The organism is Mesosutterella porci (genome assembly GCF_022134585.1).
In the GTDB taxonomy this organism is placed as follows: domain Bacteria; phylum Pseudomonadota; class Gammaproteobacteria; order Burkholderiales; family Burkholderiaceae_F; genus Mesosutterella; species Mesosutterella porci.
Genome location: NZ_JAKNCT010000003.1, coordinates 60,815 through 81,534, shown reverse-complemented (window position 1 = coordinate 81,534; position 20,720 = coordinate 60,815). Strand labels below are relative to the sequence as shown.

Annotated in this window: 19 protein-coding genes; 13 read left to right on the top strand and 6 right to left on the bottom strand. The window is 57.5% G+C overall.

Annotated features, from left to right (window positions below; translation table 11 throughout):
* Window positions 1–112: 112 nt before the first annotated feature.
* Window positions 113–1,816 carry an IS1634 family transposase gene (locus tag MAF45_RS03155; protein ID WP_237978102.1) on the top strand — a complete coding sequence of 568 codons (1,704 nt, stop codon included), beginning with the start codon at window positions 113–115 and terminating at the stop codon, window positions 1,814–1,816.
* 247 nt (window positions 1,817–2,063) lie between these two features.
* On the opposite strand, the gene MAF45_RS03150 is transcribed toward MAF45_RS03155, so the two are convergent.
* Both MAF45_RS03150 and MAF45_RS03145 read right to left on the bottom strand, forming a co-directional pair.
* A complete protein-coding gene (locus MAF45_RS03150; RefSeq protein WP_237978101.1) occupies window positions 2,064–3,494 on the bottom strand; it encodes a lyase family protein in 1,431 nt (476 codons plus the stop codon).
* Window positions 3,418–4,872, bottom strand: coding sequence for a lyase family protein (locus tag MAF45_RS03145; RefSeq protein ID WP_237978100.1), 1,455 nt, complete (start codon window positions 4,870–4,872; stop codon window positions 3,418–3,420). Before MAF45_RS03145 ends, MAF45_RS03150 begins: the two co-directional genes overlap by 77 nt.
* Before the next feature lie 153 nt (window positions 4,873–5,025).
* On the opposite strand from MAF45_RS03145, the gene MAF45_RS03140 reads away from it, so the two are divergent.
* The 7 genes from MAF45_RS03140 (at window position 5,026) to MAF45_RS03110 (ending at window position 12,511) form a co-directional block, all read left to right on the top strand.
* A complete protein-coding gene (locus MAF45_RS03140) occupies window positions 5,026–6,045 on the top strand; it encodes a LysR family transcriptional regulator (RefSeq protein WP_237978099.1) in 1,020 nt (339 codons plus the stop codon).
* Between the two features lie 168 nt (window positions 6,046–6,213).
* Window positions 6,214–7,533 carry an anaerobic C4-dicarboxylate transporter family protein gene (locus MAF45_RS03135; RefSeq protein WP_237978098.1) on the top strand — a complete coding sequence of 440 codons (1,320 nt, stop codon included), beginning with the start codon at window positions 6,214–6,216 and terminating at the stop codon, window positions 7,531–7,533.
* A gap of 19 nt (window positions 7,534–7,552) precedes the next feature.
* Window positions 7,553–9,061, top strand: coding sequence for an argininosuccinate lyase (gene argH / locus MAF45_RS03130; RefSeq protein ID WP_237978097.1), 1,509 nt, complete (start codon window positions 7,553–7,555; stop codon window positions 9,059–9,061).
* Between the two features lie 59 nt (window positions 9,062–9,120).
* Window positions 9,121–10,398 (top strand): lyase family protein, encoded by a 1,278-nt coding sequence (locus MAF45_RS03125; protein WP_237978096.1) that lies wholly within the window; start codon window positions 9,121–9,123, stop codon window positions 10,396–10,398.
* Window positions 10,388–11,788, top strand: coding sequence for a lyase family protein (locus tag MAF45_RS03120; protein WP_237978095.1), 1,401 nt, complete (start codon window positions 10,388–10,390; stop codon window positions 11,786–11,788). Before MAF45_RS03125 ends, MAF45_RS03120 begins: the two co-directional genes overlap by 11 nt.
* Before the next feature lie 99 nt (window positions 11,789–11,887).
* Window positions 11,888–12,223: a M20/M25/M40 family metallo-hydrolase gene (locus MAF45_RS03115; protein ID WP_237978094.1), complete on the top strand. Its 336-nt coding sequence runs from the start codon at window positions 11,888–11,890 to the stop codon at window positions 12,221–12,223.
* Between the two features lie 45 nt (window positions 12,224–12,268).
* Window positions 12,269–12,511, top strand: a complete 243-nt coding sequence (locus MAF45_RS03110; RefSeq protein ID WP_237978093.1) for a hypothetical protein — start codon at window positions 12,269–12,271, stop codon at window positions 12,509–12,511.
* Window positions 12,512–12,531: 20 nt separating this feature from the next.
* On the opposite strand, the gene MAF45_RS03105 is transcribed toward MAF45_RS03110, so the two are convergent.
* Window positions 12,532–13,563 carry a LysR family transcriptional regulator gene (locus MAF45_RS03105; protein WP_237978092.1) on the bottom strand — a complete coding sequence of 344 codons (1,032 nt, stop codon included), beginning with the start codon at window positions 13,561–13,563 and terminating at the stop codon, window positions 12,532–12,534.
* Between the two features lie 220 nt (window positions 13,564–13,783).
* The gene (gene argH, locus MAF45_RS03100) at window positions 13,784–15,289 is read right to left on the bottom strand and encodes an argininosuccinate lyase (protein WP_237978091.1); all 1,506 of its coding nucleotides are present in this window, start codon (window positions 15,287–15,289) and stop codon (window positions 13,784–13,786) included.
* Between the two features lie 327 nt (window positions 15,290–15,616).
* Here argH (MAF45_RS03100) and MAF45_RS03095 point away from each other — a divergent pair, with 327 nt between their 5' ends.
* Window positions 15,617–16,201, top strand: coding sequence for a phosphoribosyltransferase family protein (locus MAF45_RS03095; RefSeq protein WP_237978090.1), 585 nt, complete (start codon window positions 15,617–15,619; stop codon window positions 16,199–16,201).
* A gap of 263 nt (window positions 16,202–16,464) precedes the next feature.
* Here the strand turns inward: MAF45_RS03095 and MAF45_RS03090 are convergent, their stop codons facing one another.
* On the bottom strand, window positions 16,465–16,794 hold the full coding sequence (locus MAF45_RS03090) for an RnfH family protein (RefSeq protein ID WP_237978089.1): 330 nt from the start codon (window positions 16,792–16,794) through the stop codon (window positions 16,465–16,467).
* Window positions 16,795–16,969: 175 nt separating this feature from the next.
* On the opposite strand from MAF45_RS03090, the gene smpB reads away from it, so the two are divergent.
* The 4 genes from smpB (at window position 16,970) to MAF45_RS03075 (ending at window position 19,255) form a co-directional block, all read left to right on the top strand.
* The gene (gene smpB, locus MAF45_RS03085) at window positions 16,970–17,437 is read left to right on the top strand and encodes an SsrA-binding protein SmpB (RefSeq protein WP_237978088.1); all 468 of its coding nucleotides are present in this window, start codon (window positions 16,970–16,972) and stop codon (window positions 17,435–17,437) included.
* A 425-nt stretch (window positions 17,438–17,862) separates the two neighbouring features.
* Window positions 17,863–18,564 carry a reverse transcriptase domain-containing protein gene (locus MAF45_RS03080; RefSeq protein WP_237978087.1) on the top strand — a complete coding sequence of 234 codons (702 nt, stop codon included), beginning with the start codon at window positions 17,863–17,865 and terminating at the stop codon, window positions 18,562–18,564.
* Window positions 18,565–18,584: 20 nt separating this feature from the next.
* Window positions 18,585–18,800 (top strand): reverse transcriptase domain-containing protein, encoded by a 216-nt coding sequence (locus MAF45_RS11435; RefSeq protein WP_370659305.1) that lies wholly within the window; start codon window positions 18,585–18,587, stop codon window positions 18,798–18,800.
* Window positions 18,701–19,255 carry a group II intron maturase-specific domain-containing protein gene (locus MAF45_RS03075; protein WP_237978086.1) on the top strand — a complete coding sequence of 185 codons (555 nt, stop codon included), beginning with the start codon at window positions 18,701–18,703 and terminating at the stop codon, window positions 19,253–19,255. Before MAF45_RS11435 ends, MAF45_RS03075 begins: the two co-directional genes overlap by 100 nt.
* A 155-nt stretch (window positions 19,256–19,410) precedes the next feature.
* On the opposite strand, the gene MAF45_RS03070 is transcribed toward MAF45_RS03075, so the two are convergent.
* Window positions 19,411–20,676, bottom strand: coding sequence for a hypothetical protein (locus MAF45_RS03070; RefSeq protein ID WP_237978085.1), 1,266 nt, complete (start codon window positions 20,674–20,676; stop codon window positions 19,411–19,413).
* Between the last annotated feature and the right edge of the window lie 44 nt (window positions 20,677–20,720).

Here is a 20,720-nt window from a genome sequence, read left to right as displayed (position 1 = left end):
ATCGCCAGATATCAGTCTGGGGAACCGTCGAAATAATTGAAATTTCGCCGGTTTTTTCTTGACTTATTTAGTGTTTCTATAATATAATATGAATACATTATATGAGATCGCCATGCCGCGTCCTTTTACGGGAAAAATCCACATCGGCACCCGCCGCATCACCCGCCCCAATGGGGACGTCTACGTTTACGAACGCCAGACGCAGTACGATCCACAAACCCGCAAGACCAGGACGATTAAAACAACTTTGCTGGGAATTCTTGATCCCGAAACGGGGAAAATCAGGTCGACAAGGAAAAAATCGATTAAAAAGGCCTCGTCTAAGACTTCAAGGCAGTGCACCGGCACGGCGGATCTTCTGGAGTGGGTCTCGCGGCAGACCGGAATTTCCGATCAGCTGCGGATGAGTTTCGGAGAGCCCGCCGCTCAAAAAATTGACACGGTCGCGCGCTACCTGGTTGCCACCGACGGGGCTCCGATGCCCCGCATAGAGTCCTGGCAGATCAACCACCCGACTCCTTATGCTCCCGGGTTGAGCGAAGACGTTTACGGAAAACTCTTCCACGACGTGGGAGTCCATGAGGACGGCCAGCAGAAGTATTTCTCGCAGCGGGCGGCATGCCTCAGCACCAACCCCTGCATTGCATTCGACTCGACCACGATTTCGACCTACAGCCACAACCAGACCGAAGCAAGACAAGGCTTCAACAAAGACCGGGACGGAGTCAACACCATCAAGCTGCTGATTCTGTACTCGACGTCGGACAGGCAGCCGATCGCTTTTGCAAAACAGCCCGGTAACATTCCCGATGTCATTTCGATCAAAAACACCCTCAGGCAGATCAAGTGCCTTCCGCTGGCCAGGCCCGTCGTAGTGACGGAAAACGGCTTCTGCAGCCAGAGCAATATGGCCGAATTCGCCCGCAGCAACATGAAGTTCCTGACGCTCATCCGCTCAAGCGTCTCCTGGGTGCGAGAAGAAATCGACGCCGCCCGGGAAGAGGTGGGCAGACTTGAAGCCGTGTGCTCCTTCGATCAAAAGGTGAGCGGCGTCACCCGCCGCCGCATGCACCGGCTTTCTGTGGTCCGGCAGCGCACGCGCGGCGGCTTTGCCGCCGGTGAAACGGAAGAGTTTGAACGCCGTCTGTATGTTCATGTCTTCTACAACCGGGACAACATCGGCAGGGACGAACAGAATTTAATTGATGATCTGCTCGAACTCAAGCGCACGGTTGAGGCTGGAGACCCTTTGAGCGAAGCAGGCAGGAGGAAAGCCGAAAAATTTCTCATCTGCAGCCGTGTCGGCCGGGGAGGCGCGCTCAAGGTCTCGTTTAACGAAGACGCCTTCAGGCAGGCCAGGAAGTACTTCGGCTTCTTCGTGCTCGTTTCGAACGAGGTCAAAAATGCCGACGAAGCTCTGAGAATGTACCGGGAGAGGGAGAAAATCGAGGAGATGTTTGATGTGCAGAAGAACTCGCTTGACGGCAGGCGACCTCGCGTGTGGTTCCCGGACAGCCTCAAAGGCAGGCTCTTCTGCCAGTTCGTAGCGCTCGGCTATCACTGCTTTCTGACGAAGGCCATTGATGCCGTGAAGGAAAAACTCGGCAGAGAAGCCGCATCAAAGACACAGTCGCAACTCGAGCTGGAGCGCAGCCTCAAGCGGTGGCTTGAGGTGCACTCCCTGGTTCAGATTCTGGAGTGGTTTGATTGTGTTGAAACGACGACCGTCCAGACACCCAGAGGCGCACAGCGCTGGAGCACGGAATCCATTCGGCGGGACGAGCTGCTGCTTGAAATGCTGGGAATCACTCACTGAATTTTCGTGGTTTCTTTAGACGACTTTCAGGGGGCATGGCTGGCTCCAATAGTGTTATCTATATTATATGTAGTAACATTAAATAGGTCAAGAAAAAACCGCAGAAAACATACCCTTTCTGCGGTCTACTCAGCCGAAATCAACCGAACGTGTGCCTGTTGTAGAACTTTCAGGATAGTCTGGCTTGATCATAACAACACTCGGGCAGTGTCTAATTGCCCGGGCACGTTAAAGTTCGCTTTTCCAGTTATGAGTTTCTGAAGGACTCGATCAAGGCCGTGTTTTTCCTTGGAGTAGACAGCGTGGTGACGTCAAGCAGGCGGGAAGCATTTTCTTCAGAAAGGATCCGTTCCCTTACAAGCGCGTCTCTGCAGTTGCAACCGTCAGTTTCCATGCGGCGGGCCACTTTTTCCGCCGCCTCTGTTCCAAGAGCTTTTTCGACAACTATCATCAGTGCGGCAGAGTCTTCGGCCTGGCCTAGGGCTCGCAGTTTAAGTGCGGTGATTCCGTGAATCAGCTTCTTTTTTGTCACAAGCATCGCCCGAGCAAGAAGAATGCCTGAGTCCATGATCATTTTGACCGGAATCGTGGAGCGCATGCCTTCTGCCAGCCATCCGGACTGCAGGGACGAAGCGAGCGCGGCTGCGTTGGACGAGACGCTGTCGGCTAGGAGTGCGCCCAGCTGAGCCATCGTGGGATTGATTTTTCCGGGCATAATAGAAGAGCCCGGGGCGACTGCCGGAAGTGCTATTTCGCGGATCCCCGTACGAGGTCCGGATGAAAGGAATTCGAGATCGTGCATGATGCGCCAGTAGGCAGTTGCCAAGGACTGGATGCATGCATGTGCGGAGCAGAGGCGGTCAACCGCGGTGATCCCATCCATGAAATCCGCATCCGGCTTGAACAGCAGGCCGGTTGCTCGGCTGAGTTCATCTGCAGCTGCCAGGGGGAAACCTTCCGGAACATCCAGCGAGGTTCCCACGTCTCCCGCCCCAAGCAGGGAGATGGACAGCTCGCGGATCTCCTGTTCTATTCGCCCACGGCACCTGTCAATCGAGTGCGCCCAGGCCTGAAACTCTTTCCCTAGATTTACAGGCAGAGAATCCTGAAGCATAACGCGCCCGCATTTGACAACGTCGGAAAACTGCCCGGCCTGCGAGCGGAGTTCTTCAGCGAAGGCGGCGGAAGCATCCTTCAGTTCCTGAAGGACTTCAATGGCCGTGAGGTTGACTACAGTGACCGAGACGTCCGTCGGGGTCTGCGAAGCATTCACTTCGTCTGCGGTGATTTCAAGGCCGGAGCGTTCGGCGGCCTCCTTCGCCAGCCAGCAGTTTGCGGCGCGGTTCAAGGGTGAGCCCATGACGCGGTAAATTGAAAGCAGTTCAAGCGCGCTGCCTCCTTCGGCCAGTTTGTCAGCGGCTTTGGCGATGGCCTCAGCCTTTTCCTTTGAGATTCTCCCGCACTGGGCATTGCCGCGTGCCGCGGCTTTTTTCACCGTTGCAACCGCTTTCACAAGCTCCGGGTAGGTATCAAGCCGAAGCTTTCCGAGATTGATGAGCTGCATGTTTACCATTTTTGAATCATCCCTGCCTTGAATGGGTTTAAGAAATCTTGCGAAGCTTTCCGTATTTGCGGAACATTTCAACGGTAGCTTTTCGATCCGTGAGCCTGCGGACATCGAAAAGCTCCTCAGCCACGCCGGGCGGCAGGAGGTGCTCCTGAAGCGCGGCCTCCTTGCAGGTAATACCTTCCTTTGCCGCAAGTTTGGCGATCTTCACGCCGGTGGGGTACCCGTAAAGGGCGCTCACCATGGTGGAAAGGGAGCCGGAGTACTCGGCATTGCGGAGGCAGACTTCTTCGTCCACCCGGACGCCGGCGACGCACTGGTCGGCAAACAGAAGAAGGGCCTGAGTGAGCGTTTTCATCGTGTCGATTAGTTCAATAAAGCCCCCGGAATTGCTCGAGCCGTGGTCGAGCTGGTCTTCGTTTGCGGCGTAAGTCGCCATCTGCTCGGCGGCAATTGCCTGATGGGCGACCTGCATCATGACTTCCGGCAGATAGGGTTCGTTTCCCAATTCATAGCTGCTTGATCCTTTGCCGAATTTCGGCAGAGTTACTTCGCGCAGTCCAGATCTGGGGCCGGATGAAACCAGCATCAGGTCGCTGGCGATGCGTCCGGCAGCCGTGGCAAGCGCCTTGACATGAGCTGCGAGCATCATCTGGTGATCGGTGTTGCGCATGCCGTCGAAAATGGCGCTATCGGGGATTACTTCGTTGTCCATGCGGGCCCAGCGGACCTCAAAGCCCAGCACGCTGGAAAGATTCTGGTAGATATGTTCGGCGTACCCGGGCTGCTGTCCCATGCCAGTGCCGACCGCAGTGCCGCCCAGTACGATATTTTGGAAAACTGAGCTATAGGAGAGCAGGGCCCTGCGGGTTCTCTGGATCATGCACTGCCAGCCGCCGAAAACCTGTCCCCAAGTGTTGGGAACGGCATCCTGCATCCCGGTGCGGGCGAGCCTCACCGTGTCTTTGAATTCCAGCGCCTTGCTGCGGAGGACGGTTTCAAAGTGCTCGGCGCTCTTCCCGAGTTTGTCTATGAGCCGGTGGAAAACGATATTTTCCGCGGTCGGAAATACGTCGTTCGAGCTCTGACACATATTCACGTGCGTGTTGGGATGAACCTGATCGTAGCCGCGGTGTCCGGTGAGAATCTCGTTGGCCCGATTGGCGAGCACCTCGTTGGTGTTCATATTGACCCCGGTGCCCTGCGAGCGGTAGATCTTCACACGGAACTCTTTGTCAAACCTGCCGGCAATCATTTCATCGCAGGCCTGCACGATCGCCTCGGATTTTCTTCGGTCAAGTGCGCTGATCTGGGCGTTTGTGATTGCGCAGGCCTTTTTCACCTCAGCCATCGCCCGGATCACCTCCGGGTATTCGGAATACGTGTGGCGCGTCACGTCGTAATTGCCAGAGCACCGGACGGTCTGGATGCCGTAGTAAGCCTCGTCAGGAACCGGCAGTTCCCCAAGGGCGTCTTTCTCAATTCGCATAATATTCTCCGGCTGAATCAATTTCGAAGGGGTGGGGGAAGATATCCTTTTTCCTTCCTTAAAAATATTTTTCGGCCGTTTCAGCGCCTTTTCTAATGATTTGCGCTGATATCATGATCATTATTCGCAGGGCGCAAATCTGAAGAGAAAGCGATGTCGAAAAATGATGAAGAAGTCCCGGTGGGGAGAATCCCCGGCATCAGCTATTTCCTGTCGCTGCCAGCGGAGATTTTCCTGAGTCTCGCGAAGACCCGAAACTTTTCCGCCACTGCAGCGCAGTTCGGGCTGTCGCAGTCCTCCGTTTCGCGCCGGATAACGGAACTTGAGGAAGAAATCGGCGCTGCGCTCATCAATCGCACTCACAGACCTATAGCGCTAACCGAAGAGGGCAGGCTGCTTGAGGAGGGGCTTCGAGGACGGGCTCAGGGGCTGCCTGAGCTCGTGCACCAGATCCGGGGGATCAGCCGCCGCAAGCCGGCCCTTCGGCTGGGAGTTGTGGACAGCCTGTGCTCAACCCTGGGTGTCGAGCTTATTCGCAGGCTGAGCGCAGAGACGAGTTCAATCACATGCCTCACAGGCACCAACGACCGCTTGCTTGAAAAGGGAGTTTCCGGCCAGATTGACCTTCTGATCGCATCGGAAGCCCTGTCCCAGGCTGTGGACATTCACCGGAACGTACTTTTTGAGGAGCCAAGCGTTCTGGTCATGTCCAAAAAAATGGCATCTGAACTCGACTGGCGGCAGCCGAACTGGACGGCGCTTCGCTTCTGCGGAAGGCCTTATATGCGCTATTACCGGGAAACGGGGGGTGGCAAGCTCTCCACAGAATATCTGACTTCTCATGGCATCGAGCTCGTGGGTTCGCTTCAGGCCGACACCTCAACGATTCTTTTTCCCCTCATCGCGGGCGATGCAGGCTGGACCATCGCCCGGCCGACGGCCCTGCTGAAAAACAGATGGATTCTTCCGGAGCTCGCAGTGCTGCCGATGCCGACACCAACGATGCTTCGCGAGGTTTTTGTCCTCTCCAGAAAGAGTTTCCCGCTGCTGCTGCATGAAAGAGTTTTCTCTCTGAGCAGGGATATTTTCACGCAGACTCTGGAGCCTCAGCTTAAAACTCTGGTCCCCTGGTTCAGGGACTGCTTCGAAGAAGTCGATCTGCGTTGGAAATAACGGAACCGGTTACAGTTTTTCCCATAGCCATCATCCGCTGGCCGCATAATTCATTTGTGTAAGGCGGAATTTGCTAGCAGGTCATTGGTACCAACATAAGAATTACCTTAGGCAGCAGAAGGACAGACGCGGTCGAGCGCGCCGTCTTCGCTTTCAAAGGAGAACTTTATGTTGAGCACAATACTTCAGATCGTTGTCGTTTTCGGCGCGATCGCCATGGGAGCCCGATACGGCGGCATAGGGCTTGGCATCTGGGGCGGCATCGGCCTGTTCCTGCTGGTATTTGTTTTCGGGCTGCGCCCCACGTCTGCCCCGGTCGATGTTCTCCTGATTATGATTGCGGTCGCCACCGCAGCTTCCGTGATGGACGCGGCGGGCGGGGTGGACTACATGGTCCGCATAGCAGAAAGGATCATCCGCGCCAATCCGAACCGAATCGTGCTGGTCGCACCTTTCGTCACCTGGTTCTTCGCTTTCCTTGCGGGCACAGCCAACATTGCCCAGTCTCTGATGCCAGTGATCTATGAAGTCTCCCACGGCGTGGGCATCCGTCCCGAGCGCGCGATGACCGCCTCCGGTGTGGCGGCTCAGCAGGCCCTCGTGGCGAGCCCGGTGGCCGCCTGTACGGCGGCTCTGATCGGGCTTTACGCCAAAAACGGCTATGACTGGACCATCCTTGACATTCTGAAGGTGACGATTCCCTCGACTCTTGTAGCCGTCCTGGTTGTCTCTCTTGTCATGATGCATTACGGCAAGGATCTCAAGGACGATCCCGAGTACCAGGCCCGCCTCAAGGCCGGCCTCATTCGTAAGATGGCCCCAAAGTCCGAGCGTCCTCCGCTTCAGCCCCACGCGAAGCTTGCCGCTGCGCTTTTTGTCCTGTCCGTGGTCGCAGTCGTCATCACAGGCCTGTTCCCGTCGTTGCGCACTCCGGCTGACGGCGGCAAGCCGATCGGCATGGGCACGCTGCTGCAAATCGGCATGTTCGTCGGTGCCGGTCTCATTCTCACATTCTGCAAGCCCCAGCTCCGCAATGCGATCACCAGCCCCATCATGAGGGCCGGCATGACCGCTGTGATCTGCGTGTTCGGTCTCGCTTGGATGTCAGACACTTTCATCACCGCTCACAAAGCGCTTTGGATCGGTAGCATCAGCGATGTTCTCAAGAGCTATCCCTGGCTTTTCGCCTTCGTGCTCTTCTTCGGCTCTATGCTCCTTAACTCTCAGGCTGCAACCGTCAGAAGCCTGATTCCGCTTGGTTTTGCCCTAGGGCTGCCGGCCAACACCCTTCTTGGCCTTTACCCGGCCGTCAACGGCACCTCGTTCCTGCCGACCTCCGGCGTTGTGGTCTCCACCGTGGCTTTCGACCAGTCCGGCACGACCCATATCGGGAAATACGTGATCAATCACTCGTTCCTTGTACCCTGCGTCACTGCGACGACGACCTGCGTGATTGTCGCCTATTTCCTTCAGTCCATTTTTCTTTGATTTAACCGGGGGATAAACCATGTCTGTTGAAAACAACCGCGGCCGCATTAAAAAGCCGATTGCTCCCGAGATTGTCAAGTACATCAGCGATCCTGTGGCCAAGAGCGACTACGAAACCTCTTATTTCACCTACCTCACAGTGAATCGCGCCCATGTTCTCATGCTCGAAAAGCAGGGCATCATTACGCGCGATGTCTGCCGGCAAATCCTGAAGGCAACGCGCGAAATCGAGGCCAATCCGATTGCGCCGGACTTCAAGAAAGACTCTGGCATTGAGGACCTTTATACAACCTTGGAGCGTCGGCTCATAAAGATGGTCGGGCTCGAGGTCGGCGGTCAGCAGCACACAGCGCGTTCTCGCAACGATCTGGGAGCCACCGTGGTGCGCATGGATACGCGCGATTACTACCTCAAGATCTGTGAGTATTTCCTGAAGCTACGCCGGACGCTAATCGATGTGGCGCGGAAAAATTATGATGCGGTTTTTTCGGGCTATACCCACATGCAACCCTCCGAACCCATTACCTATGCGCATTATCTGTCCGGAGTGCTCACAGGCCTGGAACGCGACTACCGCCGCTACGAGGCTGCCTGGCAGGGTCTGAACATTTGCCCGCTGGGCGGCGGTTCTATGGGGTCCACCTCTTTCCCGATTGACCGCTGGATGACCACGAAGCTCCTCGGGTTTGACAGGCCGATTCCGAATTCAATCGATACGGTGGCCTCCCGTGACTACGCCCTTGAAATCACGGCCACTCTCGCCATGGCTGCCGATACGCTCTCGCGTCTCGCCTTCGACAATTACATCTGGTCGACGCCTGAATACGGCTATATCGAAGTTGATGATTCCTGTGCCGTCTGCTCCTCGATCATGCCGCAGAAAAAGAACGCCTTCACGTTCGAGCACATCAAGGCGAAGGCGGGGCATATGGCGGGCTACGCCATGGCCATGTATGCCTGCATGAAGAACATCATCTATTCGCACAGCAAGGATACGAGCGTTGAGACGACTAAAAATCTCCGCGTCGCCATGCAGGAAATGGAATCTGACTTCGTGCTGGCCGAGCTTACGATGAGAACGCTCACTGTGAACAAGGACGTGATGTATGACCACGCTCGGCGGAACTTCTGCACGGTGACCGAACTTGCCAACTACCTCGTGCGCCATGACGGAGTCTCCTTCCGCGAAGCCCACGAGATTATCGCTACGGTGGTCGGCAACCTGGTCGAGAGGAAGCTCACCTGCGCTGAACTCGACCGGGCCTCCATCAATGAGGTCTCCAGAAAGGAATTCGGCTTTGAGACGAAGCTTACCGACGAGCTGATTGCTGAAGCCCTGGATCCGCGCCGCATTGTAGAGGCGAAGAAGGTTCTGGGCGGTACTGCGCGCCAGGAAGTCGAGCGGCAGCTCGCGGCTCTTGAGGAGCAGCTCGTGAAAGATGAGGCCACTCTTCAATCCCGCCGGGCGGGTCTTGCCACCGCTCAAAGCGAACTGGATCGCCTCACTTCCGAGATGATCGGCGGCTGAAGGCGGTCGAGTCGCATTACTCTGGCAGCTCTCCGCCTTGTTTAAAGACCGCTGGCTTTATGAAGAGCCGGCGGTCTTTGTCTTTATCAGATGTTGAAATGGGAAGAATCAGCATGGAAAATGAAGCCATCACCGGCATGAGTCTGAAAAAATTCCCCGATGTCGTTGAAGCTCTTGCGCTTGTCAAGGTCTCGTTTGCTGCGGCAAACGCCGAATGGGGGCTGCTCGAAAGGGAAAAGGCTGAAAAGATCGTCAGGGCGTGCGCCGAAATTCAGGAAAAGGCACCGCCTGAACTTTTCTGCGAATTCTGGGTCGAGGATCTTTCGGTTCTCGATCACAAGATGAACAAATGGTTGGCCTGTAAGACTGGGATCGCCGAGCGGGAAGCCGCGTTGGCACAGACCGTACCCGTTCTTTCACAGGCTGTTGAAAGTGTTGTGATCGGCAGAAGACTGCGCAAGGCTCTGGAAGGAACGGAAATTCTCGAACAGGAGTTGCGCCGCAAGGCCTTGGAGTTTTCGGACAAAGTCCGCGTGAGCCGCACCCATATGGCCGAAGATGCTCTTTCGACATGGGGGCAGGTTTTCGGGGCTCTGGCCCTTTCAGTTGAGCGTGCGCGCGGCAGGCTTCAGGCGGATTTGAAGCTTTTCAGCGTGTCGCTGGCCGGCTCGTTTGTCCTTGGCTCTTACCTGGCTCCCAGAGACTACGCGCGCAGCCTCTGTGCTGAAATTGCATCGAGGTCAAGCCTCCCCATGGCTGCTCCTCAGGATGCGGAAGGGATTCCCGCGGGCAGCGCTGCGCTAGATCAGCTCATGGGCAGTGACAGGCTCATGATTCTAATGTCCGATGTCCGCCTGACGGCGATGGCCTTCACGCGCATGTGCCATGGTTTTTTCGTTTATGGTTCCGGACCCCGAGCCGGGATTGCTGAGATTACTCTCCCGGCTATCGCGCCGGGATCCACAATCATGCCCGGGAAAATCAACCCGAGCATGCCGATGCTCCTCTTGCAGGAAGCGGAGCATATTCTTGCGTCAGACCAGATGTCGGTTTACTCATACAACGAGCTGGATTTCGACGGTTCGTACCAATCTGGCGGAGCCTTCATCATGGCGACTGAGTCGCTCGAGCTCATAGACCGGGGCAGCAGGCTTTTCACCGAAAAATGTCTGAAAGGCTTCGGAATCACAGAGGCAAGCGCGATTCATGCGAATCAGTTCTTCGCCGGCGGAGCGGGTTCAGAAGCTGAGGAATTAAGGATCACGAAAAACGGACTTTCGTTCGATGATCTAAAAAAAGCGCTGAACTCCGACTGGGAGAAGACAAATGCGGATTGAACATGACGGCTTCGGGGATCTTGAGCTTTCTGACGACGTGTACTACGGAAGCGTTGCCGAACGGCATCGCGTCTGTTTTCCGGTCGGACCTTTTGATTTGGATGATTACCCGGAATACGCGCAGGCGGTGGCGTTGATTAAGATTGCCTGCGCCCGGGCGAATGCCGAGATAGGCGCTTTGGACGCCGTAAAGGCAAGATATATCGAAGCGGCGGGCCGCGAGGTGGCCGACGGGAAATTTTCCGGAAACTTCTGCATCAATATCTTCAGAGGATCGGGGACTCCGCTCAATGCGGCGGTTAACGAGGTGATCGCTCACCGCGCCAACGAACTCATGACGGGAGACAAGACTCTGGGCGGGATTCACCCCAATACTCACGTCAACATGGGGCAGTCTTCCAACGATGTCATCCCGTCTGCGAAAGATATTGTTATTTACTGGGAACTTGAGCGGCTGATCGGTGCTGCGGGGCGGTTTGCATCCGCGCTAGAAAAAAGAGCGACCGAAACCCGCGATGTCCTCAAGCTTGGACGGACAGGACTGCAGGACGCAGTCCCTGAAACACTCGGACAGATTCTGGGAGCTTATGCACACGGTATCCGGCGCATGGAAGGCAGGCTTAAGGTCGAGCAGCGTCGCTGGAATCACAGTTGCCTCGGCGGTACGGCGGTCGGCACCGGCATGGGCTGCCTGCCCGGATTCCGAGCAGTGATCCACAGGCATCTTTCCGATGTCTTGGGACGGGAAATGGTTCCGGAAGAAAACGTGATGGACGGAATGATGGCGCTCGACGGGCTCATCATCGCGCATGCGCATATTCTTGCCCTGGCAACCGAAGCATGGAAAGTGGCCCGGGATCTGCGCATCATGGGCAGCGGCCCCCGATTCGGTCTGCGAGAAATCACCTGGCCCGCAAGGAAAGTGGGAGAGCCTGATTACGCTGAACTGCTCATCTCCGTTGCAAACCGTGTGACCGCAAATAATTCAGCTGTCACTCTGGGAGTTCAGTCCGGATGGCTCGATTTGGGCGCATCATCCGGCATCCCGATTCGGGCCATTATCTCAAGCTGCCATATGCTCTCGAACGCGATGAATCTTTTCGCTGACCGAATTGTTTCCAGATTCACCCCGAATAAGCGGCACTGTGCGGAAGTGGCTGAGCAGTCGACTTCGACCTCAACTATGATCTCGACTATTTTTGGCTACGATATCGGCACCAAAGTGGCGCATTACGCACTGGATCACCATTTGTCCTGTCGACAGGCCGCACTCGAGATGAAAATTCTTCCCAGGGAAGTCATTGAAGAGATTTTTGAGCTTTCGAATCTGGTGGATCCTGACCGCATGGAGGCGCTTTTCCAAAAATACAAGGCTTATCGTAAAGTCTAGCCGTTTGCTTGAAATGCTTTTTTTACAGCGGATACCGCAGCGAACGGCAATGCCGGGCGGCGGCAGACCGCGGGTCCGATATGCGCAGGGAGATCAACAATGCTCCTAAAGTTCGAAGAACTGTTTCCTCAGGTTGAAGCCACGGCAGCAGGCCTTTCCAAAATTAATTCCGTGACTCCCCCTTCCGACACGCGCGCCATTGTCCGGTATGCAAATTCGCTGCTGCTTAACGGGCATCTGGATACTTTCGAGATTGTGGCCCCGGAACGCTGGCGGCATCCGCCTTTAGGCGGCGAGGTGATTGGGCGGCGTCTTTATGGCGTAGGCGTTTCAGACATGAAAGCCGGATGCGCCTCGTTGTTGTCCACTTTCATTTTCATGGCGCAGCATCGTGACTTATGGAACGGAGAGCTCATGCTGAGTCTGGTGGGCTGAGAAGAAGCCGGGGGGAAGCACGGTACGGATTTTCTGCTGCGCAGTATGGAAGACCTGAAGTCCGTGGATGTCTGCCTTATTGCCGATGTGGGTTCGACCAGAGTCATTCGATTTGCGGAGAAAGGAAGGTATCGCTTCAAGCTTGAGGCGAGAGGCATTCCCTGCTACAGCTGCGGAGTAGAGGGAGGTAATATGGGCGCTCCCGATGAGTATGTGGATTTCGATGAGCTTGACCGCGTGTTCCAGACCCACCTTTACAGCTGTCTGGAATTTCTTTCTTCACCCTGAAAGAGCATGAGCCCTGCCGCTCAGAGCACAAGCGGGTTGCTCTCGATTCCTTTTCCTACAGGTCTTCGAGCGCCGTCTTTGCCTGCTGCCACAAACATGTAGTCCAGGGTCCAGGGTGCAAACGTCTTGATTTCTGGAATGATTCTTTCCGTAAAGACTGAGGCGGCAATTTCCGTGATCCTGCCGGTCAGTTCAGAAAATTCCCCGTTGCGGGATATGACGTAGAGCTCTCTGGCCGCAACGGGATTCGGCATCCTGTACGACCGGATGCCGGCTATCAGCTCCGGATGCTGGACTAGGGATGTCGGACGCGTCAGGGCCCATCCGAGGCCGTTGGAAACGAATGTCAGCAGCACTGCGTTGATGTCGGCTTCAAGGCGGTTGATGAAATGCAGGCCGAGGCGGTTGAAGAGCTTCTGCTGAAGTTTTCCGCCGGAATTGTTCGGATGGTACTGAATAATGGGCAGTCCGCAGTACTGAAGATCGTGCCAGGACGGCGGTGTTGTCAGCTTCAGCGATCCTGGGGCGATGACTATGGAGGGCTCCCGGAAAAGGAACGTCCGGCTGAGATCGTTCCTGTTGGTAAACGGGTCGGAGCAGATGATGACGTCTAGCTGCCCCTCGTCGAGCTTCTGCAGAAGATAAGCTGCGATCCCCGTCATGACGATGATATGCGAACACTCTGAATTAAGAGACTGCACGATCCGTTCGGCAAGAATTCTCGCGACGCTTTCGACAATACCGATCCTAAGCCGCGGCTGTAGGAAATTTTTATCCCGCAGGCCCTGCAGGTATGCGCCAATGCTCTGGGATTCGGCCAGAAGGAATTTCTGCAGCGCCGCGCCTTCGGGCGTGAATCTAATGGGGCGAACCGAGTGGTCGATCAGCGCGATCCCAAGCTCTGCCTCAAGGTCGTTCACAATGCGCGAGATGGAAGACTGGCTGACGCCGAGCTGCCTGGACGTGGCCGTGAAACTGTGCGTTTTTCCCAAAGAGAGAAGCACAGCCACCCGATCCTTCAGAAACACAGTAGAAAAATTGCCTTTTTTCATGGTCGCTGTACGACTTCATTTCGCGGGGTGCCACCGGGCTTTCTGGGAAAAAGAGCGAGGAGGCTCCGATTAAGCTTCAGAATATCAAATTAGGAAAGGCGCTTAGGATTTTTCATCCTTGGCGGATGTCATGAGGGACGTGAAGGAAGGACAGTAAAGCAAAGGGCCTGCCGGGGAAGACCCCGTCAGGTCCTTAGGGTGGGCGGCTTATTGAAACGCCTTAAGCCACGAACTGCTGCACGGCCTCTTTAAGCTTCCGGGCAGCCTTCTCCGTGTGCTCCCGGCGCTCGGCAAGCCGCTTTTCGTCCTGGACGAGCTCCTCGCGGAGAAGGCCGATCTGACGCAGCACCTCCTCGTGAGCCGTACCTCCGATGCATTTCTTCTCCTGCACCACGCGACAGGGGTCGAGAGCCTCGCGCACGAGTTCGTCGGTGAGCTTGGTTTCGAAATTGAAGAGGCTGCGGCTCACCTCGTTGATCGCCCCGCGATCGATGTCAGCGCTCGTAAGTTCCCGGTCGCACATGTTGGCGACGACATCGGCGATGATCTCGTGGGCCTCGCGGAAGGAGACTCCGTCATAGCGCACGAGGTAGTTTGCGAGCTCGGTGACGGTGCAGAAGTTTTTCCGCGCGTTGTTCAGCATCCGCTTCGGTTTCACGCCGAGGGTTTTCACGGTGACGTTAAGCAGCGCGATGTCCGCCTCCATCTCCTGCATGGCGGTCCAGAAGAAGCGCGGGGTTTCCACGCTGATGTCGCGGCAGTGGGAGAAAATGACGTTCTTCATCCCGTTGTAGACGGAGATCATGAACCCTTCCATATGGGCGGCCTTCGCTTTCACGTGCTCAAGGGTAAAGGGGTTCTTCTTCTGCGGCATGATCGAGGAGCAGACGGCGCAGGAGTCGTCGACCTCGATGTAGCCGTACTCGGGCGTGGCCCAGTTGTAAAGGTCGAGCGCGCAGCGGCTCATTGTGTTCGCGGTCTGCGCGAGCGTCATCACTATGGACAGCACGTAGTCGCGCGAGGCCACGCAGTCGAGCGAGTTCTGAACCGGGGCGTCGAACCCGAGCAGCTGCGCGGTGTAGTTCCTATCAATCGGAAACGAGGTCGAGCCCATGGAGCCGCCCCCGAGTGGGCAGAGGTTGAGAGACCTCCAGGACTGTTCGAAGCGCTCGTAGTCCCGCGCGAGGGCGAAGGAGACGCCCGAGAGGTAGTGCCCGAAGGTGATCGGCTCGGAGGGCTGCATATGGGTGTAGCCCGACATGACGGTGTCGACGTTTTTCTCCGCGAGCTCGATCAGACTGCGCCGCAGCTCGTTCATCATTCCGGCGAGCTTCAGGTAGTAGCGGCGCGTATCCATGCGGATTTCCGTGGCGAAGAGGTCGTTGCGGCTGCGGGCCGTGTGCTGCTTGCCTCCCACCTCAAGCCCGGTGAGTTTGATGAGGTAGCGCTCCAGGTTGAAGTAGAGATCCTCGACCTCGGGGTTGATTTCAAAGCTGGGATGGTCCTTCTCGCTTTCAATCTGAAGCGTGGCGGCTAGGATTTTCTTAGCGTCGTCGCGCGAGATGATGCCCTGCTTCGCGAGCATCAGGACATGGGCCTTGTTGATGTCAAGGATGGTGTTGTAGGAGCGTTTGAGATCGGTTTCGATCGCGGGCCGGATCAGGTACTTCACGGCCTCAGCGCAGGGAGACTTCTTGATTTTTCCTCTCTGTACGGCTTTCGACATGGCGTTCTCCTTTTTGGCGTTGCGTTTCTGAACTCGATGAAAAGATTGTTGGCGGAAGAGCCGTCCTTTGATAAACATCATGAAAAAAAGGGAAAATAATTATTTCCCCTGCGGATGGAGGCTAGGTAAAAAAAGGCGGCGCCGTGGCCTGTCCTGCCTCGCGGGTGTGCGCCCTCCTGCAGGCGGAAGAGCGAGCCGCGCTTCCCTGATCCGTCCTGTGCTCTTAAAATTCCAGTTTTGTTGAAATGGACAGAATCAGGGCGCCGGGAGGGGCTTTTGCGGGCAGGGCCGCACAAGCGCCTCTCCTCCCGGGCCGGGGGAAGGGCGATGAACCAGAAGTATTTTGACTTTGAGATCATGGGCATTCGGCGCAGGCTGCCCTATGTGAAGGTGTCCGATTCCGTGGGACTGGCGAGCTTTGTCTGCATTTCCGACACAGAGCTCGTCGAGACAGTGGCCCCGAAGCTCGTGGAGAGGCTTCCGCGCAACGTTGACATGCTGATGACCGCCGAAGCGAAGGGCATCATCCTCTGCTACGAGATGAGCCGCCTCATGGGCATGAAACACTTCATCGTGGCCCGCAAGAGCCGCAAGCCCTACATGCAGAACCCGATCTCCCATACGGTTCACTCCATCACGACGCAGAAGGAGCAGACGCTGTGGCTCGACGGCTGCGACGCAGAGGAGATCCGCGGCAGAAACGTGGCGCTGGTGGACGATGTCATCGCGACCGGGGAATCTATGGAGGCCATCGAGTCACTGGCGAAAAAAGCGGGAGCGAATGTTGTTGCGCGGGCGGCGATCCTCGCCGAGCTGCAGTCGGTGAACCGCCGCGATGTCATTTATCTCAAGAAGCACTATGTGTTCCGGCCGAATGCCGACGGAACCTTCACACCCATTGACCGCCTTTGAGAATTCCGGGCACGAAAAAGGCCCGGGAGTGTGCGGCGCTCGAAGCGCCTTGGCCGGGCCTTGTGGCGGAAACCAGCCTTAATGAGGGTTTACTGACCTCGTGGTTTCTCTGCCTTCGAGAACATCATCGCTCCGCAGGCGGCGTTTCGCCAGGGGCATATGTCCCTATGGAGGCCCGGAGGATAAAGAGGCATAATAAAAAAATAAGCCTGAAAGAGGGAGCCCCCGCTTTCAGGCTTTTCGCTTTTTAATTTCGGTTCGGCTTAAATGAGGCGGTGGCGGCTACCGTGCCGGCCCCGGGAGGGGGCGGCAGCCGCTCGCTCGGCCCGCAGCCTTCTGGCCTCAGCCGGGTCGATTACGAGCGGTTCGGTCCACTCGATGCGGTCGTCCCCGCGGACCCGCTGGCCGCGTCCCGCTTTTTTGCCCCAGACGGAAAGGGAGCTTTCCTCGCCGCAGACAAAGCCGCCCGCGGCCCGCGCGATCTCCGCGGCCTGCTCGACCGTGCTGCCATTGGGCACGATCAGGCTTATCTCCCGCACCTGTCCGTCCTTTGTTTTCCCGGCGGCGGATATCCGAATGCCTTGATCAGCCATCGCTGTCCCCGAGTCTCCGAAGAGGCTGAAATCCCGGCGGTGCGCGCAGGGCGCGGCCGCCGTTGCTACAATAAAACTCCAATTTTAGCTGATGGAAGGCTCCCGCCCGCGGCAGTCCCCGTGTCCCAGAGGGGAGCGTTTCTGTTTTTGAGAAAAGAGTTCGGACGGATAAGCCGTGGCCAATACAAATCCCCATATCGTCAACCGCAAGGCGCATTTCAACTATTCCGTTGAGGAGAAGTTCGAATGCGGCCTGGTCCTGAAAGGCTGGGAGGTGAAGAGCGTGCGCGCGGGGCGGGTGCAGATCGGAGACAGCCACGTCTATGAGTACGGCGGGGAGCTCTGGCTTTGCAATGCCCACATGAACCCGACCGATGAAATTTCCACGCACGAGAAGGCCAACCCGACCCGGACGCGCAAGGTGCTCATGCATAAAAAGGAAATCATGCGGCTGATTGGCCGCGTCGAGCGCCAGGGGTACTCGCTCATCCCGCTGGACATGCACTTCACGCGCGGACGAGTGAAGCTTACCCTCGCGCTCGCTAAGGGAAAGCGCGAGTTCGAAAAGCGCGAGGACGAGTCAAAGCGCCAGTGGGAGCGCGACCGTCAGAGGCTGATGAAGACGCGCTCGCGCGGCCGCTGAGCGCCTTTCCATTCCCGCCGGGACGCGGCGTCCGCGCCCCGCGGTTCTAGTGCGCTCGGCATGAGCGCGTTCTAACGGGTGAAAGTCCCGAGTGCAGGAGACAGCACCAAGCACATAGCCGTAGGCAAGGGCGTCCGCCGCGAGACGGAATCTGAAGGAAGCCCGAGGCAAACCGCCGATCCGACGAACAGGAACCGCATAAGGCATACGAGGAAGGATGAGCCTGCTAGACAAGGCGAAGTCCCCAGCTGTCCGGATTCCGAGGTGTCAATGCGGCGGATGCATGGCGGGAAAGAACGTGTTCTTACCCGAGGAGATCTCGCGGACATGAAGCCTCTCGGCTCATGGAGTAAAGCCTGCCGCGAGAAGTCAGCAGAGGGCATAGTAACCGGAGCAGCAGCCGGCGAAGGCCCGAATCCAGCGGAGTGTCATCCCGGAGATGCAAAGTCTTATGGCGCAGAAAACCAGAACCTGCCCGGCACCGGATTATCCGCGGAACGGGGAAAGAGTGCCGGGAGGGCGCAAAGACCGTCATAGCGAAGGAAGAGACGACACATGCTGAGCCCGACTTTTCGGGCATCACGCGCGAGAGGATACTGAGCCCCTCCAACCTTCTGCTCGCCCTGAAGCAGGTCAAGTCGAACAAAGGGGCTCCCGGCGTGGACGGGATGAGGACCGAAGAGCTTCGGGACTACATCGTCAGCCACCCGGGCGATCTCACGAGCGCGGTGCGCGAGGGGCGTTACCGCCCCTCCCCCGTGAAGCGGGTGACCATTCCTAAACCAGAGAAAGGGAAATACAGAGATCTTGGAATCCCGACAGTCCTCGACCGGCTTGCCCAGCAGGCCGTGGCGCAGGTGCTCGGGATGCGCTACGACCTGACGTTCTCGGACTCGAACTGCGGCTTCAGGCCGAACCGGGGTGCGTCTGACGCGATCCTCCGGTGCATCGGCCATGCCGATGCCGGGTTCAAGTGGGCAGTGGACATCGACCTCGCCAAGTTCTTCGACACCGTGGACCACAGCCGACTCATCAGGAAGCTGTCAGTGCGGATCAAGGACAGGCGGGTCATATCGCTGATCCACCGGATGCTCAAGTCGGGCATAGACACGGGCGCGGGGAGGTGATCCGGCCGGAGGTAGGACTGATGCAGGGCGGGCCGCTCTCGCCGCTCCTTGCCAACATCTATCTTGATGAATTGGATAAGGAGCTGGAAGCGCGGCACCATCGCTTCGTCAGGTATGCTGACGATCTGATCATCCTGTGCAGGAGCAGGAGGGCGCGGAGCGGACGCTTGAACGAACCTCCCGGTTCCTTGAGAAGCGGATGCTCCTCAAGGTCAATCAGGACAAGTCGGGCGTGAGCTTCATCGCCCGGGGCGTCAAGTTCCTGGGCTTCGGGTTTCACATCCAGGCAAAGGACAGGCGCACCCTGCCGACTGTGCATGCCAAGTCGAAGGCAAGGCTCAAGGAGGCCGTCAAATCCCTGCTGAGCAGGTCTCCGAAGAAGAGGCTTGAGGCTGTCAAGGAAGATCTGCGGCAGAAGCTGACCGGATGGGGAGCCTACTTCAGGCTCGCAAACCTCTCGACATGGATGAAGCAGATTGACGAGTGGACGCGCAGACGCATCCGCCAGCTGCTGTGGAAGACTTGGAAGAAGGTGCGAACCCGCTGCAAGGCACTTCGGAGGCTTGGGTGCCCACACCCGGTGGCGCTCCGATGGGCGAACACGCGCAAGTCGTACTGGCGCGTGGCGCACTCCCAAATCCTTGCCACGACTCTCTCCAACGATTTTCTGAAATCCCACGGATGGTGCTGACTCAGCTTGGTCTGCAAGCCAGTGGAATGGAAGTAGATCCGGAGGAAATCGCCGTAAAACAGACCGCGAGGCCTCCCTGCTAGACCGATACGGGCGGTGGTGTGAGAGGACGGCGGGCGAACCGCCCGCCTCCTACTCGATTTCTCCTCCCAAGCCTAATTGAGAATGGGCTGCTGCGAGGGGTCCTGCTCCACTTCGATCGGGGCGCGCTCTTCGTTTTCCATGAATTCCTGCAGGAAGTCCCGGCGAAGCCCGCCGCAGAGCAGCGCCGGGTGCAGCCGGTGGATGAAGCGCTTTTTCGCCGCGCTCCAGCGCCAGACATGGATTTTGGGGGAATTCATGGGCGCCCCCCTGCCGAGGATCCTGCGGCCGAGAGCCTGGCGCCTCGCGAACAGCGCCTGCGCGGGCAGGTGCCCGTATACGTGCGCGATCAGGGGAAACACCTTCGACCACGTCGACTTCAGGTCGTCGATCAGGCGTTTTTTCTGCCTTTCGGGCATTTTTTCGCCGTCCGTGGACAGGAAGTCCCCGGCGCTCTCCAGGATGAAGCCCAGGGTGGCGTGGCGCGGCAGCGGAATGGCGTAGTCGAAATAGGAATTTTTGGAGACGAAGCCCACGCTGAGCGAGGCTTCGGCGGAGGCGGCGCTGCGTCCCCGGAACACAAAGCAGCCGAGGCAGGGCTCGCCCAGCATCTCGATGCCCTGGCCAGTCAGAGAAAGCCAGAAGCAGGGCGAATTGAAAGGCTTGAAGAACGAGTCGGGCAGGAAGTCTCCAAGGCCGGGCCCCGTGCGCCTGATCATCTTCGCGTCCTCGGCACTGTAGGCGATCACGTCCTTGAACACCTCCCAGGAGGCGGCCGCGAGCCGGGTCTGAACGCTGGTGACGACCTCGGCGTAATTCTCCGGGCTGAGCACGAAGTTCTGGCCTTCGGCCTCGTCCTCGTCGAAATGGTCCACAGACTCTTTTGCGAAGGCGAAGGCGTGCCTCAGGGCGGCGCTGATCTTGAAGCCTGCCGCTTTGAACGATTCCCCGTACTCTTCCTTTTCGGGCGCCTCCCAGGCGGAGCCGTCCGGCCTCGGACAGGACGGCGGGAGCTCAGAACTCTCCTCGCCGCCTTCGGGCGGGAGTCCCTGCAGCTCGGGCAGCACCACGCCCTGCATATAGAAATCGGAGGGGATCAAAACATCTTCGGGCCAGGCCGACTCGGGAATGTGCCGCAGCTTTCTCTGCGCGGTGTAAAGCGTCCGGATCTGCGCGTCAAACCCCGGGTAGGCCCCCTGCACCTGCCACAGGAACTGCTCGGGCGGGAGGATGTCCGTGATGTCGCTGCCGTAGATGGGGAAGGACTTTTCGCTTTCCTCGGGCAAGGGAGCGGGAGAGGACACGGAAAAAGAGGCTTTTGACGCAGGCTGGCTGGGCATAGAGCGGCCGCGGCAGGGCGCTGCCGCGGGAAAAAACTTAAAGG